This is a genomic window from Pantoea phytostimulans (assembly GCF_046118715.1).
Classification (GTDB): Bacteria; Pseudomonadota; Gammaproteobacteria; order Enterobacterales; family Enterobacteriaceae; genus Pantoea; species Pantoea phytostimulans.
Genome location: NZ_CP173700.1, coordinates 16,487 through 32,474, shown reverse-complemented (window position 1 = coordinate 32,474; position 15,988 = coordinate 16,487). Strand labels below are relative to the sequence as shown.

15 protein-coding genes are annotated in these 15,988 nt (G+C 49.1%); 8 read left to right on the top strand and 7 right to left on the bottom strand.

All coding sequences use genetic code 11. The features are described 5' to 3' along the window. Nucleotides 1-66 precede the first annotated feature (66 nt). Both ACF2G4_RS20765 and ACF2G4_RS20760 read left to right on the top strand, forming a co-directional pair. Entirely contained in the window at nucleotides 67-663 is a 597-nt protein-coding gene (locus ACF2G4_RS20765) for an NAD(P)H-dependent oxidoreductase (RefSeq protein WP_243079610.1), read from the top strand. Further along, complete coding sequence (locus ACF2G4_RS20760; RefSeq protein WP_215844927.1) at nucleotides 660-1,247, top strand: TetR/AcrR family transcriptional regulator; 588 nt, start codon at nucleotides 660-662, stop codon at nucleotides 1,245-1,247. The genes ACF2G4_RS20765 and ACF2G4_RS20760 overlap by 4 nt, the downstream gene beginning before the upstream one ends. Nucleotides 1,248-1,491: 244 nt before the next feature. Here the strand turns inward: ACF2G4_RS20760 and ACF2G4_RS20755 are convergent, their stop codons facing one another. Next, nucleotides 1,492-2,151, bottom strand: a complete 660-nt coding sequence (locus ACF2G4_RS20755) for an NAD(P)-binding oxidoreductase (protein WP_243079611.1) — start codon at nucleotides 2,149-2,151, stop codon at nucleotides 1,492-1,494. A gap of 307 nt (nucleotides 2,152-2,458) precedes the next feature. Further along, nucleotides 2,459-3,361, bottom strand: coding sequence for an alpha/beta fold hydrolase (locus tag ACF2G4_RS20750; RefSeq protein WP_409076353.1), 903 nt, complete (start codon nucleotides 3,359-3,361; stop codon nucleotides 2,459-2,461). A 606-nt stretch (nucleotides 3,362-3,967) separates the two neighbouring features. On the opposite strand from ACF2G4_RS20750, the gene ACF2G4_RS20745 reads away from it, so the two are divergent. The 3 genes from ACF2G4_RS20745 (at nucleotide 3,968) to ACF2G4_RS20735 (ending at nucleotide 7,100) form a co-directional block, all read left to right on the top strand. Then, on the top strand, nucleotides 3,968-4,747 hold the full coding sequence (locus ACF2G4_RS20745) for an MBL fold metallo-hydrolase (protein WP_332626263.1): 780 nt from the start codon (nucleotides 3,968-3,970) through the stop codon (nucleotides 4,745-4,747). A gap of 129 nt (nucleotides 4,748-4,876) precedes the next feature. Continuing rightward, on the top strand, nucleotides 4,877-5,851 hold the full coding sequence (locus tag ACF2G4_RS20740) for a GlxA family transcriptional regulator (RefSeq protein WP_409076352.1): 975 nt from the start codon (nucleotides 4,877-4,879) through the stop codon (nucleotides 5,849-5,851). Between the two features lie 127 nt (nucleotides 5,852-5,978). Then, the gene (locus ACF2G4_RS20735) at nucleotides 5,979-7,100 is read left to right on the top strand and encodes a serine hydrolase domain-containing protein (RefSeq protein ID WP_409076351.1); all 1,122 of its coding nucleotides are present in this window, start codon (nucleotides 5,979-5,981) and stop codon (nucleotides 7,098-7,100) included. A 243-nt stretch (nucleotides 7,101-7,343) separates the two neighbouring features. On the opposite strand, the gene ACF2G4_RS20730 is transcribed toward ACF2G4_RS20735, so the two are convergent. Next, nucleotides 7,344-8,249: a LysR family transcriptional regulator gene (locus ACF2G4_RS20730; RefSeq protein ID WP_409076350.1), complete on the bottom strand. Its 906-nt coding sequence runs from the start codon at nucleotides 8,247-8,249 to the stop codon at nucleotides 7,344-7,346. 172 nt (nucleotides 8,250-8,421) lie between these two features. Between ACF2G4_RS20730 and ACF2G4_RS20725 the strand changes: the two genes are divergently transcribed. Both ACF2G4_RS20725 and ACF2G4_RS20720 read left to right on the top strand, forming a co-directional pair. Beyond that, on the top strand, nucleotides 8,422-9,435 hold the full coding sequence (locus tag ACF2G4_RS20725; RefSeq protein WP_409076438.1) for a zinc-dependent alcohol dehydrogenase family protein: 1,014 nt from the start codon (nucleotides 8,422-8,424) through the stop codon (nucleotides 9,433-9,435). Between the two features lie 276 nt (nucleotides 9,436-9,711). Beyond that, on the top strand, nucleotides 9,712-10,443 hold the full coding sequence (locus tag ACF2G4_RS20720) for a 2-phosphosulfolactate phosphatase (protein ID WP_409076437.1): 732 nt from the start codon (nucleotides 9,712-9,714) through the stop codon (nucleotides 10,441-10,443). A 207-nt stretch (nucleotides 10,444-10,650) separates the two neighbouring features. Here ACF2G4_RS20720 and ACF2G4_RS20715 read toward each other — a convergent pair whose 3' ends face one another. Together ACF2G4_RS20715 and ACF2G4_RS20710 are read right to left on the bottom strand one after the other, a co-directional pair. Continuing rightward, on the bottom strand, nucleotides 10,651-11,022 hold the full coding sequence (locus tag ACF2G4_RS20715; protein WP_409076349.1) for a DUF427 domain-containing protein: 372 nt from the start codon (nucleotides 11,020-11,022) through the stop codon (nucleotides 10,651-10,653). A 202-nt stretch (nucleotides 11,023-11,224) separates the two neighbouring features. Continuing rightward, nucleotides 11,225-11,923, bottom strand: coding sequence for a glutathione S-transferase family protein (locus tag ACF2G4_RS20710; RefSeq protein WP_409076348.1), 699 nt, complete (start codon nucleotides 11,921-11,923; stop codon nucleotides 11,225-11,227). Nucleotides 11,924-12,088: 165 nt separating this feature from the next. On the opposite strand from ACF2G4_RS20710, the gene ACF2G4_RS20705 reads away from it, so the two are divergent. Next, nucleotides 12,089-13,000 (top strand): LysR family transcriptional regulator, encoded by a 912-nt coding sequence (locus ACF2G4_RS20705; protein ID WP_243079621.1) that lies wholly within the window; start codon nucleotides 12,089-12,091, stop codon nucleotides 12,998-13,000. Between the two features lie 292 nt (nucleotides 13,001-13,292). On the opposite strand, the gene ACF2G4_RS20700 is transcribed toward ACF2G4_RS20705, so the two are convergent. Continuing rightward, on the bottom strand, nucleotides 13,293-14,651 hold the full coding sequence (locus tag ACF2G4_RS20700; RefSeq protein ID WP_409076347.1) for an esterase-like activity of phytase family protein: 1,359 nt from the start codon (nucleotides 14,649-14,651) through the stop codon (nucleotides 13,293-13,295). Nucleotides 14,652-15,103: 452 nt separating this feature from the next. Next, nucleotides 15,104-15,850 carry an HNH endonuclease gene (locus ACF2G4_RS20695; RefSeq protein WP_409076346.1) on the bottom strand — a complete coding sequence of 249 codons (747 nt, stop codon included), beginning with the start codon at nucleotides 15,848-15,850 and terminating at the stop codon, nucleotides 15,104-15,106. Nucleotides 15,851-15,988: the final 138 nt, after the last annotated feature.

The window sequence follows — 15,988 nt, the reverse complement described above, 5'->3', positions numbered from 1 at the left end:
GCGGTTTGACAACCTACCAATCGTAGGTTACTACTAGTAGGTAATGCCTTAACGGAGATTGCCGACATGCACGCACTGATCGTTACTGCCCATCCTGATCGCAATTCACATACCCAAACGGTGGCATCACACTTGGCCAAAGGCGTTGTTGCCAGCGGCAATTACACCGTTGAGCATGCTGATTTAGCAGCTGAACAGTTTGATCCTCGTTTCAATCAAGCGGATTTCGACCAATTTAAGGGCAAGTTAGCATCACCTGCTGACGTCATTGCCGAACAGGTGCGCGTAGATCGCGCGAATGCACTGATACTGGTTTATCCAATCTACTGGTGGTCATTTCCAGCCCTGCTAAAAGGGTGGATTGATAGAGTGTTTACACAAGGCTGGGCGTACGACGATACGGGACAGAATGTTATCAAGAAGCTTGAACATTTACAGGTGCATCTGATTGCGGTGGGCGCAGCGAGCCAGCGTACCTATGTTCGCCACGGTTATTTCGGCAGTATGCGCACGCAAATTGACCACGGAATTTTTGGCTATTGCGGTGCGCCGGTAGTGACCAGTGAATTACTGTTAGCGTCGGATAAAAACTTTCCTGACTCACATTACGCTCTGGCATATAACCTTGGCGAGCGGCTTTTTGAACAAAAGGAACCCGCATGATCCAGGCTCCTCGTCAGCGCATGACTTATCAGGCAAGGCGACAACAGTTACTTACCGTAGGCTGGAATCTCGTGCGCCATGAAGGCACTGATGCGTTAGCGTTGGGACGTCTGGCCATTGAAGCGGGTGTGAGTAAGCCAGTGGTTTATGACCATTTCAAGTCACGGCAAGGCTTGCTGGTAGCCCTTTATGAAGATTTTGATGTGCGACAGACTGCGATTATCGATGCCGCAATGGCTGCTGCGGACAACAGCCTGGAAGAGAAGGCAGCTGTAGTGGCATCACGCTATGTTGATTGCGTGCTGACGCAAGGGCGTGAAATCCCTGATGTGCTGTCAGCATTGGATAGCACGCCAGAACTTGCTGAAATAAAGCTCAAATATCAGCGCGACTTTATGGAAAAATTTCGCAACTGGTTTGCTGAGTTTGTTAAACCAGCCGGCATCCCACAATCAAGTTTGTGGGGAATGCTGGGTGCGGCGGACGCCATTTCAAATGCGGTTGTCTGTGGCGATATTCTTCAACAGGAAGGTCTTCAGGAGCTCACTTTACTGATCATTAATTTGGTAGAGCGATATCGCTAATGCGTTAAACCCCCCAAAGCGCAGCAGCATCCCTGTTCTTATTTAGGGATCGCTCATTGTGGGAACTGAAGCCCCAATGAGGGTTTATCAAACCGGATCGGTTCGCGAATTGCTGCACTTGGGCGCAATGAAAATGACACTAGCGAGCTTAGCAAGCTGCTGTAAAAGGGCGCTGCCAACCCGTCAGTCTGCTCCATGCAGGAGCAGACTGATACTTGCTGGTGGCGACATCGGAAGGCACATTTTATCGCGCTGCCATCCGCTGCATAGCTTCACGCACGGGTACACTTCCACCCGTCAGTTCAATAATGATGCGGCTGACATCAGGCTGTTCTATGATTTCCAGCAGTGTCATCGCGACATCATCACGGGAAATATCGCCATAGGGGATCGCCAGCCCGGCACGAACAAGTCCGCTACCTTTCTCATCAGTCAGCGTTCCGGGCCGTAAAATCACCCAATCCAGTTCACTTTCCGCAAGCGCGACGTCTGCCATCTTTTTGACGCGCATGTAATTCTCAAAGCTAGCCGGAAGGCCTTTTCCTCTGGCGGCTTCCGGGAATGCAGAGACCAGCAAAAAGCGCGTGATCCCGGCCTGGCTTGCAGCGGCAACGGCGGTTTTTAACCCCTCGCCATCGATAGCATTCGTCATTTCCTCTCCGCCTTTTCCCCCTGCACCGGCTGAAAAAACCACAATTTCACTTCCTGCCATCAGCGATGCAAGAGATCCGGTATCCAGTTTCGTCAGGTCGCCTTTGACCGGCTCGGCACCAATCTGGCGCAACGACGGCTCTTGGTCATCTTTGCGATAAAGCGGGCGAGCAGTGTGCCCTTTTTTTGCGAGCAGGGATGACAGGCGATAACCTATGTTCCCGGCACCACCAATGATAAATACGTTAGCCATCAATACCTCTCTTCAATGATTCTTGGGAGTAACGGTGCATTTAGGGAGTTAGGGTACGGTTGCAGGCAACAACATAATCATGGCTGAGCAGGCCGCTGGCTGCCATGAAATGATTGATGAGCGCATCTCGGTTTGCAGGTGCCCGTGTCCTGGCAGCAGCCTGCTTTATTTCGTCTGTTGTCAGTTCGGAACAGTGCCTTATCGTCGTCTGCGACCGGGAAAGCAATGCGCAGACTGATCAAAAAAGCCTTAATCCCGCCTCGTAACCGCCCACATAATCTGCCTCAGCTTTTGCATAATGTGTTAATTATTCATGCGCTTTAACGTCTTCAATGAATTTAAGAACAGCATTTGTTACTGCCTGCGGCTGCTCTTCTGGCTGAAAATGCCCGCAATTCTTAATCAAATCGCCTCTGATATTTGTTGCGTAGGGTCTCACCGCAGCTGCGATGTCCGGAATCGATCCCTGGTCCGCACTTAATCCGAGTACCGGCATGGTCAGCTTATTTGTGCTCAGCAATAATTTATTCTGAGATGTAGACATTGCGGCCGCCCGATAAAAACTCAATCCTGCTCGCATACCGCCTGGCGCACTGAAAATACGAACATATTCATTTAACGTTTCTTCAGAGTAACAATGAGGATTGACGGTCTTCTCGTGAAAAAACCAGGCGAGATATTCACGCTCCCGTCCCTGTAAAAGAATTTCGGGAAGATCTGGCAGAGCATTAAATGAAAAGTGCCATGTTTTCCATGATTTATCAGAAGAAGTGAGAAGAAACTCCGGCATTGTGACGCCGGGTATGCCCGCATCCATTAAAACCAAGGAACTGACTTCGCTACCGAAAGTTAATGCATAGGGAAAAGCGACCCAGGCACCCACATCGTGAGCGACAAGATGATAGTTATCCAGACCTAGCGAGGCGATAGCATCATGAAGGCGTTCTGCAACGGTCTGTGTATCATAGCCATCTAAAGGTTTGTCGCTGTCTCCCTGTCCGGGTAAATCAATCGCTAACACGCGAAACCGTTCACCGAGCGTGGGCATAACATGCCTCCACGCATACCAAGATTCCGGGAAGCCAGCGAGAAGAACGATAGTTTCAGACGTATTCGCGCCCCCATCAACGTAATGGAATCTCAAATCATTGACGCGCACAAATTTGTGCTCGAATCCTTTTGGCGCAGAGGGCATATCAAATTTTTGCATTATTAATTCCGGATGTTTGTAAACGGTTAGGGGGTGAGGCATCGCTTTTTCAAAGCAAACCAATTTGTATGGATCCCTTCCACTGCTGAGTAATCCGCAAAGGAAAGCAGCATAATTCCTTGATTTAAAAGTCAATGTTTATTGAAAATCCGTACCCGACCACGGATTTTTACTGCAAATGATTTTGGCATGAACTATCACAATCTATTTATAGAATGATCACTTCCTAAATAATTAGCTAAGAAGCTGCCTTTAGGCAAGAAGATTTTTCTTCTGAGTGATCAATAGATATTTACTGAGGATAAATTAATCAATTTAACTCAACGCAAGCTTTTCCCTTGCTCTGTTAAGCCTTCATGATCGTTGACCGCAATCGCTGCCATTGATTCAGGAACAACATGAATACCCTTGTATAGCCTGCTGCTTGTTTACAAATGCGCGGCAAAAACGGACCACTGATATTGACCCGATTTCATCGACTAATGACCTGAGAGCCTGTCACGTATCCACCCTTCTTCCTCTTAGAGTAAGCCATCTCGCAGGCAGCTGCGGTACCACAACACATACAGGGCTGAGCCTGAATCTGATTAATCACTGGGGTAATCAATGAAATTAACACAAATCCGCAATGCTACGCTTGTGCTGGAATATGCCGGTAAAAAGTTCCTTATCGATCCGATGCTGGCAGAGAAAGAAGCCTGGGATGGCTTTGCCGGGAATGCACGACCTCATCTTCGCAACCCTATGGTTTCCTTGCCGGTTAATGTTGAGAGTTTACTGTCTGTGGATGCTGTTATCCTGACACATACACATACCGACCACTGGGACGAAGCGGCGCAGCAGGCAGTACCTAAAAACATGCTTGTTTATACGCAGAACGAGAGTGACGCAGCGCTGGTTAGCTCGCAGGGTTTTCTTAATGTGCGTGTTCTGAAAGAAGAAAATCATTTTGTCGATGGGCTGACTATTTATAAAACCGATGGTCAGCACGGCAGTAACGAATTGTATGCCGATGCGCTGTGGGGCGATTTGCTAGGCGATGCGTGTGGGTTGGTCTTCACACATCATGATGAGAAAACGCTCTATATTGCAGGTGATACCGTCTGGGTTAAACCTTATGTAAGAAGCTTGCAGCGTTTCCAGCCGGAGGTTGTGGTGCTTAACACTGGCTATGCTGTTAACGATCTTTACGGACCGATTATCATGGGCAAAGAAGACACATTGCGCACGCTTAAGATGTTGCCAACTGCGACCGTCGTGGCCTCGCACATGGAATCAATAAATCACTGTCTTCTCACCCGCGCTGAGTTGCGCGAGTTTTCGCTTGAACACGGCATTCAGGATAAAGTTCTTATTCCGGCAGACGGTGAGACAATGGCTTTCTAATAGCGCTTTCCGCCCGGTTGAGGGGAGCATACACTCACGCAGTGCTATCTGTTCCCCTCTTTAAACTAAACTATCAGTGACTTATCTGCCGGTAAGCCGGTAGTTATTCTTTACGGTAAGGTGACTTTCATGTCTGCTCTGACGGTTGCCGTGATCGCCACGGCTGGATTTAGCCCGTTTCACTTTTCAGTGCCTTGTATTCTTTTTGGGCAGTCGATGCCGCAGCCAGACTTATTTCATTTGGAAATCTGTGCCGAAAAACCCGGTGTAGTGCTCTCTGATATTGGGCTGTCCATCAACGTAGAGCACGGACTTGAGCAGCTTGACGTTGCAGACATCATCATTGTGCCTTACTGGCATAATCCTGATGAAAAACCCTCGCAGGCTCTGTTGGATAAGCTGATAAGCGCATGGCAGCGTGGCGCTGAGGTGGTGGGTCTTTGTTTAGGCACTTACGTATTGGCCTATTCAGGCTTACTTAATCAGCACCGTGCTGCAACACACTGGGAATATGAAAAGGACTTCATCAAACGATTTCCTGCCGTTCATCTTGACAGCAACTCGCTGTATACCAGCGACGAACGTCTTATTACCTCTGCAGGCACGGCGGCCGGTATTGACTGCTGTCTGAATATCATTCGTAACCATTACGGTTCTGCAATTGCCAACCGGGTAGCAAGAAGAATGGTTGTGCCACCTTACCGGGAGGGCGGGCAGGCCCAATTTATTGAACGCCCGGTGCCGCTCTCGACGCGAGACAGCAAAATCAACGAGCTGATTGAATACCTACGTCGCAATCTGGACAAGCCGCACGATCTCGACTCGCTGGCTGGATTTGTCAATATGAGCCGGAGAACGCTGACGCGTCATTTTTCCAAGGCAACCGGAACGACACTTGGAGAATGGCTGAACGCGGAGCGCCTTCAAAGAAGCCAGGAACTGTTGGAAACAACGGATAGCAGTATTGAAAGCGTGTCTGAAATGGCTGGTTTTCAGTCGCCCATCTCTTTTCGCCAGAGTTTTAAAGCGAGATTTAGTGTCAGCCCAAGCGAATGGCGCCGGGCATTTCGAGGGCCTGAGTATGTTGATCACAAAAGGATGTGAGAGCAGTTAAGAAAGCGGGGGTGATTAAATTGATTCGCTGACGAACGGTATTTCCCTGCTGGTGGCTTAAAATTACTGTACGCAGTGGAATAGATAAAATAATAGATAAAATAAAGGAATGGAGAGAATGAGTCCTTGTGAAATTGCGTTAATAAATCTGCTTAATCAGATGGCATTGAAAACCTTTCCGGGCCTTACTATGGCTATTGGCAAAGGAGATAAAATAATATGGCAGCATGGAGCGGGTTATGCTGATGCTAAAAATAAAATTAAAAACAAGTCAGAAATGATTTTTGGTATTGGCAGCATAACCAAAATTTTTGTTGCAGTGTTAATTCTCCAGTTAAACGAGGAAAATTATCTCACTCTCGATGAACCTATATCAACTTGGCTGGACAAAAATGTCCTTGCAGACGTCGCAAATGCAGAAAGCGTGACTGTAAGGCATTTACTCTCGCATTATTCAGGTATACCCAGCTGGGAAGATCAGCACTCATGGATTCATGATGCTCGCGGTAAGAGGGTCAAACCGGAAAAGATTTGGCTGCCACAGGAAAACCTCGACTATATCCGGGGTAAAAAACCGCTGTGTGCTCCAGGAGAAGCATTTCATTATTCTAATAGTAATTTCACTTTATTAGGTCTGTTGATCGAAAAACTTACTTCTAATAGCCTCGAAGAGGAGTTATATAAAAGAATTATTAATCCGCTTTTGCTGAAAAGCACCTCTCTTGAATCGGTTGCCTCTTTAGAAAATCAGTATTCTTCCAAAAGATTCCACAGGCTGGATCCTCATTTTATTAAAAAAGCCGGAGTTTCAGACTATTTTAAGATTGAGCCTAACAATATTCTGGATGTTTCCGCGATCAATCTCTCTGTAGAGTGGGCGGCCGGAGGGATCGTTTCTACTGCACAGGATGTTGTTAATTTTATTTTGGCGCTCAAAAACGGTGAATTGCTCAATCCCAAAAGCATGAAAGAAATGCAACAGTGGATGCCAGCCGATAATGCTGAAATGGGATTAAGTTTATTTAGAATGGATACTGATTACGGCACAGCCATAGGTCACGGTGGAAACGTTCTTGGTGCCAGCGCCTGCGTATGGTGGTATGAAAAAACAAACTGTGCACTTGCCATACTCACCAATGTTGGATCAATGCACGCTAGTCCTGATGCTCACTGTGCAAGTACAATGTTCAAAAACGCAGAAGTGGGTAAACTAGCACAGGAAATATGTTCTTATTATTAAAAATAACACTCACTTTACGTCTGAACTTTGGCGTGATCTGATCTATTTTGCTTACTAAGAGCAGCGCCTCGCGAAAAGCCCGACTCCATAGCGGCATCATATTTATAATCGTATCCAGGCTGTTATTTACAGCCGTTGCTATGACGTTTCCGTTTTCTGAACTGAATGGCTGCATGCATTACGTTGTCCATATCTAAAAAAATGCTCAGCATTTACTGCCAGTGCAGATGTTAATCGTTGCCGTTAACGCTGATGGTACTTTTTAAATAATTCAGAGAACCATTCGATAAAAACCCGAACCTTAGGGGGGAGATAGCGCCGGTCAGGGTAGAGGATGGAAACCGGTTTAGTCACCGTTGCATAATCAGATAAAATTTCCGTCAGCCTGCCGGTTTCGATGTAAGGTTCTAATGCAGTACGTAATGCGTGGAGCATACCGAGGCCCGACAGACCGCAGGACAGAAGAACATCTGAATTATTAACCCGCATACTGTATCCTGGACGCCGTGAAACAATCTCTCCGTTCATGACAAATTTCCATTCCTGTACATCCCGGCTGTGTTCACTGAAAAAATAAACGGCTTTATGATGATCAAGTTCATCCGGCGTTAGAGGCGTGCCATATTTTTCCAGATAGGACGGTGCTGCACAGGTGACCATCTGAAGGTCGCCCATACGACGCGAAATAAAACTTGAATCAGCCAGTTCACCGAGTCGAATAACGCAGTCGACGCCCTCTGTAATCAGATCAGTCAGTCGATCTGAAGCCGTCAATACTATTTCAATCTGTGGATACAAAGCCTGAAACTCGCTTAGACCCGGTATCAGAATGCTATGTATTAGAGCCAACGGGGCATCAATACGAAGCTGCCCGCGAGGAGGCTGACCTGGAGAATAAGAGGCCATCATGTCGTTGACATCGGTCAGAAGCGTTTTAGCTCGCTGATAAATTTCCTCTCCTTCAGCCGTTACACTCAGGCTGCGTGTTGTGCGGTGCAGTAGTTTAACGCCCAGCGTATCTTCCAGCTGCTGTACAGCCTTACTAACCGCAGGCCGATGCAATTGCAGAGCATCAGCGGCCCGGGTGAAGCTGTGCGATTCAACGACCTGAACAAAAATATCCATCAACTCAAGCATATTTGAGCGCATAATTTTTCAACTCCGCAGTTATTTTCCAACCGAAATTGTGATAATGCGGATTATATTCCATCCGGATTGTTTCTCCTGCAGTAACACTGAAAATCTTTTATGCGGCTTTTTACCCCTGCCCGTCTTTCTTATCATTGCCCTATCTAATGCAAACCTATGGGAAATGAAAGAAATGAAAGCATGGTTATTGAAAGACTTTGGTGTTGAAAACTTAAAGCTTGAAGAGGTTGAGACGCCTACACCAGGGCCGGGTGAACTTTTGGTTAAAGTAGGCGCGGTTTCGCTTAATTTTAGGGACAAGGCAATCGTGGAGGGCTTCTATGAACCTCATCTTGTTCCAAAGCCACTTATCCCTGTCTCTGATGCGACAGGAACCGTTGTTGCTACAGGTGAAGGTGTGACCCGTTTCAGTACAGGCGATCGCGTTAACTCACATCTCTATTCCCGCTGGTTAGATGGCGAACCTGCTGCCGATGAACCTGCCTGGTGTATTGGAATGCCGTTACCGGGAGCGCTGGCTGAATACATGATTCTGCATGAGGATAGCGCAGTAAAAGCCCCTGACAGCATGACAGATGAGGAAGCCTCAACGCTTCCTATCGCTGCACTGACGGCATGGTACTCGCTAATGGATATTGGTAACTTGCAGCCCGGACAAACCGTTCTGATACAGGGAACTGGCGGCGTCTCCGTTTTTGCTGCTCAAATAGCGCATGCATATGGCGCCCGCGTCATTGCGACGTCCAGTAACGATGCTAACCTCGATCGCATTAAATCCTTGGGGGCAGATGAGGGGATTAACTATAAAAAATATCCTGATTGGGAAAGCAAAGTTCTCGAGCTGACTGAAGGTAAGGGAGCTGACGTAACGGTGGAAGTCGCCGGTGGCAATGGTATCAACCAGTCGATCGCTGCGACAAAAGTTGCCGGAACGATTGCTCAGGTAGGTTTTCTTACTGGCCAGACAGCACAGCTTGATTTGATGCCGTTAATTTTCCGCCAGACGACAATCAGGGGCATTGCGGTTGCTCCACGTTCCTCTTTTGATCGGATGAACCCATTCCTCAATAAACATCAAATCAAACCCGTAATTGAACAGGTTTACCGTTTTAACGAGGCGGTAGAAGCTTTTGAGCACCTTTCTCGTGGAGCATTTGGCAAAATCGTCATCAAGATTGATGGCTGATAACGATTTTTGACTTTACCAAAATCGGGCAGTTGTCATTGAATGCCCGATTCATTCGAACTCACTAGCCATAAGCGTTTAAATCGCTTTAACAATGCTTTTAATCGTGCTCCTGAACATAATCTAAATGTCCGCTCCTTGCTTATAACACTTTTTTGCCCATCACTACTGCTATGTGCCAAAAGAGGACATTTGTTAGTTAAGGTTTTAGGAAACGAAGCTCAACATAGCTATGTTAAATTCGACTCACAAAAAAACTTTAACCGAGAGAAAATAATGGAATGGTTTAGCCAGGATGGGTTCGAGGTTCGCCTTGAATGGGGCCAGGCGGCTGTAGATTACTTAGCCGAAAAAGCAGATTGCGCCGTAATAGTCGACGTTATGTCCTTTTCCACCTGTGTGAGCCTGGCTGTTGAAAAAGGTGCCCGCATTTACCCCTATCCGTGGAAAGATGAATCCGCAAACGAATATGGTATAAAAATCGGCGCGAAGGTAGCCAGCCCGAAGAGAAGATTCAGCGGTGAAGGTTACAGCCTGTCGCCCGTTTCTGTTCAAAACATAAGCGATGGCGAAAGGCTTGTCCTGCCATCCCCTAACGGATCGACCCTTTCTTTCCGGGCGCGGGATACCGGGATTGCGGTTTTCAGTGGTTGTCTCAGGAATATGTCTGCAACTGCGAATGCATGTGGCATCTTTAAACGTATACTGATCATTCCCTGTGGAGAGCGATGGCCTGATGGCAGCATCCGTCCCTGTGTCGAAGATTACGTAGCAGCTGGCGGCATTATCGATGTGATGGGGCGCGGAAACTGCTCACCAGAAGCACAGGCGGCGGTTGCAGCCTGGCAGTTTTATCAGCAGCAAAATCTGCTTCCTCTTTATAAATGTTCCTCAGCCTGTGAACTTCAACAGCGCGGATTCAGTAAGGATGTCGAACTCTGCCTTGAAACAGATGCAGCTAAGCTGGCGTGCCAGTTATATGGCAATTTTTATGCATCAGGTGCATGAGTCTTTAATCCAGCTACGCTGAGCCAGAATTCAGGATTGCCTGAATAATGTTTGGAAAGCCAATGCCCGCTTTTCGCTCTTAGCAGACCTTGCCCTGCCGCATGTCCGCTTTGTGCCAAAAGCAGACATGTAAATCAACCGACGGTACAAGGAGTGAAGCGCGTCAAGGTTCGGGTTTCTGAAGGAGCAAAAAAGCTCTATCGCGCCCTAAGCGACGTTGATAGCGTCAACCCGGTCAGGATAGAACGCCAGGTAAGAGGCTATTTGTGCTGCTCCAGGAAACGGGTGTTCATAAGTCCATACGGCGTTCACGCTACGTTCTCCACCCACTGGAATGCTGTAGTAAGCGCAGTCCCCTTTGTAAGGGCAATACGTTGCATGGTCGGTACGCTCGAGCTGCTCCATGCGAACATCGTCGCGCGGGATGTATAGGACTGCCGGGTAGCTTGCTTCCTTCAGGCATAGCGCTCGGGTGGTGTCCGCGATGGCCGTTCCGCCCAGCGTCACGGTAACGCGGCGAAATTCGGGCGTAATCGTGATCGGATGGTCCAGCCCAGGCAGTTTTATAGGTTTGTTCATACGTTACACATCCGTAAAATGACAGAAGAAGCGCAGCGGGTTATACACCTGCCGCGCAACGCTTTAGACGTTAGCTTTAATCTCACTGAACCGACTACCCTCGACGGAAGCAGACTACCACGCCTGCTCGCTACCGCCTCTAAGTAGACCTCTTCTATTGCGCGAAATCTACGGTTGGATTTCGCGCGACTTTAAAGTTAGATCACGCCTTGTTATCAAGCTCAGGGATACCGCTGCTACGGTCTGCATATGCAGCCTGGAAACTTGGACGCTGCTGCCAGCGCTGCCAGTATGCGTCCAGGAACTCGAAACGTTCGTCCAGCGGCGTAGCATTCACCGGGAACTTCGAGAACGCGATCGCGGTTGCCAGCGTGATGTCGGCGAAAGTAGGCTCGTCGCCCCCCAGCAGCCATTGGCGTCCGTCCGAAAGATGTTTGTTGACCAGTGCAGCATGGGCCAATGCTTCTTTGCGGCAGTGTTCGCCCCAGGCTTCGTTCTTCGTCAGTTCGAGTTTGAAGCCGAGACCGGTATGCAGAACGTGGAAAGCCGTGACGATTCGATACAGGATGTGAACCCAGATGCGGTTATCCCACATGTTGTCCAAGCCCTGTTCCAGCGGCGTCTCCCCCATGATCTTGCGGCCGGGGTAGGACTGGTCCAAATAACGTACGACAGCTGCAGTTTCGGAGATATAGCTACCATCAGCAAGCTCGAGGGTCGGCGTCTCACCCCAGGCATTCATTTTCAAGTGACGCCATCCACGCTGTTCGCCAACCGGCGTCATGTCGTAAATAGTCTCCTGGAACTGATCAGCGATCCCTTTTTCATGCATGAACAGGCGCAGGCGCTGTGGGTTAGGGAAAGCCGAAGGCGAAGTGAAAACGTTCAGTTTGCTGGTCATAGTGTAGCTCCTAAAAGTATGTAGAGGTGTAAGCCAAAACCGTGCACTGCTTGAGTAGCGCGGCCTTGTCGCGTTGTTGCTGTAGCAGTAGATGTACCTTAATGCGTTGTTCGTGGTTGATAAACCATGTAATAATCAATTCATTTATTACAAATGGTAATCAATATGGCAGCGGGTAATCCACTTCAGCTTGGCAGCATTGAACAGTTCTGTAGAGCAGCGGAGACCGGCAGCTTCACCAGTGCGGCTGAGATTCTCGGTTTGACGCCGGCCGCAGTCAGTCGGTCGATCAGTCGGCTCGAGCAGCGCCTCGGAGTACGTCTTTTTTTGCGGACCACCCGCGCCGTCAAGCTTACAGCTGAAGGCGAGCTCTATTGGAAAGAATGTCATCTGGCGCTTGAGCAAATCGCCGAGGCTGAGCGAGCGATCACGGGTTCACAAACCGTCCCTAGCGGACCGCTACGCATTAGCGTCAGTGCTGCTTACGGCACGTTTCGCCTTTTACCCTTAATGCCCAAGTTCACTGAGCTTTATCCGCAGATCGATATCGAGATTAGTATCTCGGACAAAATAATCGACTTTGTTGAAGAGGGCTTTGACCTGGCAATTAGGCTAGGCGTTCTGCAAGATTCGCGTCTTGTCGCCTTCAAGCTTGAGGACGCCTCGCTTGGGGTATTCGGAACGCCGACATACCTTGCAAAAAAAGGTGAACCATACCGTATTGATGACCTCAATCAACACGATTGCATCCAGTACATATCACCGAATACAGGGCGCCCGCTGCAGTGGCTGTTCACCGATGAGTCAGGTACTTCAATCGAGAAACAGATAACGAGCCGGATGCGTGTACTTAATGATGCGTTAGGGGCTGTCGCTTGGGTTAACGCGGGCGGAGGCCTTTATCAAACCTATCGCTTTGCCGTGGGAGACGCTTTAAGGCGTGGAGACCTTGTAGAGGTCCTTCAAAAATATGGAGGCCGCTCTCGCCCGTTTTCGATTCTCTACCCCCAGAATCGTCATCTATCAGCGCGAGTACGCGCATTTGTAGAGTTCTTGCGCTCTGCAGTGAAATCGTAACTTACAGGATGCGCTCGATATCGAAGTCGCAGCTTTTTTAGCACGATCAGCCATTCTCTCAGCGTCTGCTGGCGGCCCAGGCTGTCTAAAAACGCGAAATCACAATGTTTTCAGGGGGCGCTTTACCATTCCCTACCTCGCCGCTTTTCGCTCATAGCAGACGATGTCTGGCCCGTAGCCCGCTGTGACCAGACGCCGAGGAATGATCTGTCGATGGCAAAACTGGGCTGCATCCGGCTCTTTTACAAAAAGTGATGCAATTAAGGGACGCAGCCTGGGGTGGGGAGAGTGTTTATTTCAGCGGTGCCGCCAGCGTGACAATCCACAGTTCACTGTCCGACTCAAGTTTCTTCAACGGCTTTACGCCGATAGTCGTTGCAACCGGCTTATCATCTACCGTAAGCGTCCCCTGTTCGGTCACCCGATAATCCTTACGCTTCTTACCTTCAACCGGATTTTGCATGACCGTTCTCACGCCGAAGTCATTGTCATTGGTGACCGCCAACGTTTTATTGTCGATCAGCGCCAGACCTTCGGCCTTCTCCTGCTGCCAGCCGAGTTGACGTAAATCGACCACCAGCGTTTTAGCGGCGAGCTTAATGCCGCGCTGCGCCAGCGCTTTCTCGTCGTCAAACTCCGGATACTCGCCAGGCTTATCGAACGCTGCAAGCTCGGTAGCCGGGCTAAGATCCACCTTATAGATAAGATTGCGCATCGCATCGTCTTTGTCGCTGCCTTGTTCAATCAGCAGGATATGCTGATTGTCAAGCGCCACGATATCGCCAATTTTTGCGTCGCTGTTTTTAGCGTAAGCGGCGCTGTCGATAGGGTAACCATACATCGCGGTTTTCCCGGTCGCCGGATCGAAGCTCAGCAGGCGGGTAAAGCGCGCCTGCTTTTTACTTTTACCGTTGATATCCAGCGTGCTCTGCACCGCGGCGATGATACGCCCGTCCGGCATGCGGGTGAGCCCTTCAAAACCACGATTTGGCTGACGCCATTTGAGAACGTTCAGCAGACCGCCCGCGATCGATTTCTCTCCCTCTGCTGCCTGCGGCCCGTGAATTGTCAGGATCTTGCCGCGCGCATCAACGTTAATCAGGAACGGACCATACTCATCGCACAGCCAATACCCTCCTTTGCCGTCCGGCGTAATACCTTCCGTATCCAGACCGCGGTTATCGCCATGCAGCACTTTCAACGTATCGCTTAGCGCGATTTCATTGGTTGATCCGATGACGCCATCCTGCAGCGGCAATCCGTTAATATTGCCCTTATCGTCATGCAACGGTCGGGCGTCCGTGGCCTCCGCTTTGCCGTTCTGCACCCGAATATTCATCAGCAGCGGGGCGAACTCTGGCGTGACGAAAATTTTTGCCTCTCTCTTACCCACATCCGGCGAGTCAGCATTCGGCCCACGATCGGTGACGGTTGCGAAGGTGAGCGCATCCCCCTGCTTGCCGGTAAACAGCAAACCGGAGCCGATCCCCACCGGCAAACCATTTGGAAACGCGCTGGCAAACGCGCCGTTGTAGCTTACGCGCGTACCTTCGGGAAAACTGACGATATAGCGCTCGACCTGCGGCTGCGCCGCGAGCGTTGATGAAGAGAGCGCACAGCCAATAACCAGAGAAATAGCTTTCATTTTCATATTGTTAATATCCATGTAGGGAAGCTAACAGCATAAAGAACAAAAATGACAGAAAAATGAAATCTCCGGGAAACATTGGCTGCTAACAGGTTGATTTCTTCACCGTTAAGAAGGTGGATGGTGAGAGAATGAACCTGTATGTTTAGATATTATGGTCAAAATTCCAGGACAAAGGGGGTGACATTGATGCGGACACTGGCCCGTAATGACTAAGGCAGGAAGTTCAGCCTGGCAAGGTAGCTAAAGATGTTCAGCCTGGTGGCGTCTTTTCCCTGAACCGGTAACGTCCGCTTTTTGCTCATAGCTGAATTTTAACGTTACATGAACGGACATCAATCTTCTCGCCCGTAAGTCTCTCAACAGCATCAATTGCATCTGGATCACCATGCCAAGCCATGCAACTTAAACAGTCGCCACCACAATCAAAACATCCCTCACCGTTAAAAAAACAACTAACTGCCTGTAGCCATCACGCCGTTTTTCGTATTCCTTATTTTCACAAACGCCTGCTGTAATTCAACCGCATCATCACCGTGGTGAGCCCTGCGATGGTCATCCGGGCAAAGTACGATCAGATTAGACAGCTCATCAGGCCCCTCATCTTTTAAGGCCACAATGTGATGCACTTCCGCAAAGATTGCGCCGTTGCGCGTACGGAATCCTTTTTTCCCACAGAGCTCACACGTGCCGCTGCTTCTGACCATAGCCATCTCACGCAACTTCCTGCTTCGCTTAACCGCTGGTGATTCTTCGGAATCAGATGTGCTGTCTACCGATCCTTTCTGATCGATATACCTGACCGGTTTGCCTCTGGTCAGTGTGATCTCACCCGTTGACGGTTCATATTCCGCACTCCACTGGACGCTGTCCAGAACTCGCAGGTTACTGTTTTTTTCTTTATGCAGGATGACCTGAACAGGAAGGTTTCGCTCGATAACGGCCTGGTAAATTCTGTCTGTCTCTTCGCCAACATGACCCTGACCACGGGATATGTACCGGGTGACATAGCTGCCTTCCGGTGCGGCAGGCGACTCCACTTTATGCATCCAGATATTCATGACAACGATATCGCCCTCAACCCATGCCCATCTCATGTTCTGGCGAGGATAGTTTGCGTGGGGCCAGTCTTGTAGTTCCATACCCGCCTCTTTAAGCAGGGCATATATTGTCGTTCCTTTCTTGAGTTCCGGTAAGCTCATGAATCCTCCTGGTGTGATTAAGTACTATCGGCAATGGATGCGCGCCTTTTACAGATAATTCAGGGGAGGGGCTCAGAAAACTGGCAGGACAGTGCTGTTTTACCTCATGTTATGACTGGTCTGTTTTATCGGAGCTGA

What these genes read in the sequence shown, in the direction of transcription:
- ACF2G4_RS20765 (WP_243079610.1), top strand. Translation starts at nt 67, where the DNA reads ATGCACGCACTGATCGTTACTGCCCATCCTGATCGCAATTCACATACC.
- ACF2G4_RS20760 (WP_215844927.1), top strand. Translation starts at nt 660, where the DNA reads ATGATCCAGGCTCCTCGTCAGCGCATGACTTATCAGGCAAGGCGACAA.
- ACF2G4_RS20755 (WP_243079611.1), bottom strand. Translation starts at nt 2,151, where the DNA reads ATGGCTAACGTATTTATCATTGGTGGTGCCGGGAACATAGGTTATCGC.
- ACF2G4_RS20750 (WP_409076353.1), bottom strand. Translation starts at nt 3,361, where the DNA reads ATGCAAAAATTTGATATGCCCTCTGCGCCAAAAGGATTCGAGCACAAA.
- ACF2G4_RS20745 (WP_332626263.1), top strand. Translation starts at nt 3,968, where the DNA reads ATGAAATTAACACAAATCCGCAATGCTACGCTTGTGCTGGAATATGCC.
- ACF2G4_RS20740 (WP_409076352.1), top strand. Translation starts at nt 4,877, where the DNA reads ATGTCTGCTCTGACGGTTGCCGTGATCGCCACGGCTGGATTTAGCCCG.
- ACF2G4_RS20735 (WP_409076351.1), top strand. Translation starts at nt 5,979, where the DNA reads ATGAGTCCTTGTGAAATTGCGTTAATAAATCTGCTTAATCAGATGGCA.
- ACF2G4_RS20730 (WP_409076350.1), bottom strand. Translation starts at nt 8,249, where the DNA reads ATGCGCTCAAATATGCTTGAGTTGATGGATATTTTTGTTCAGGTCGTT.
- ACF2G4_RS20725 (WP_409076438.1), top strand. Translation starts at nt 8,422, where the DNA reads ATGAAAGCATGGTTATTGAAAGACTTTGGTGTTGAAAACTTAAAGCTT.
- ACF2G4_RS20720 (WP_409076437.1), top strand. Translation starts at nt 9,712, where the DNA reads ATGGAATGGTTTAGCCAGGATGGGTTCGAGGTTCGCCTTGAATGGGGC.
- ACF2G4_RS20715 (WP_409076349.1), bottom strand. Translation starts at nt 11,022, where the DNA reads ATGAACAAACCTATAAAACTGCCTGGGCTGGACCATCCGATCACGATT.
- ACF2G4_RS20710 (WP_409076348.1), bottom strand. Translation starts at nt 11,923, where the DNA reads ATGACCAGCAAACTGAACGTTTTCACTTCGCCTTCGGCTTTCCCTAAC.
- ACF2G4_RS20705 (WP_243079621.1), top strand. Translation starts at nt 12,089, where the DNA reads ATGGCAGCGGGTAATCCACTTCAGCTTGGCAGCATTGAACAGTTCTGT.
- ACF2G4_RS20700 (WP_409076347.1), bottom strand. Translation starts at nt 14,651, where the DNA reads ATGAAAATGAAAGCTATTTCTCTGGTTATTGGCTGTGCGCTCTCTTCA.
- ACF2G4_RS20695 (WP_409076346.1), bottom strand. Translation starts at nt 15,850, where the DNA reads ATGAGCTTACCGGAACTCAAGAAAGGAACGACAATATATGCCCTGCTT.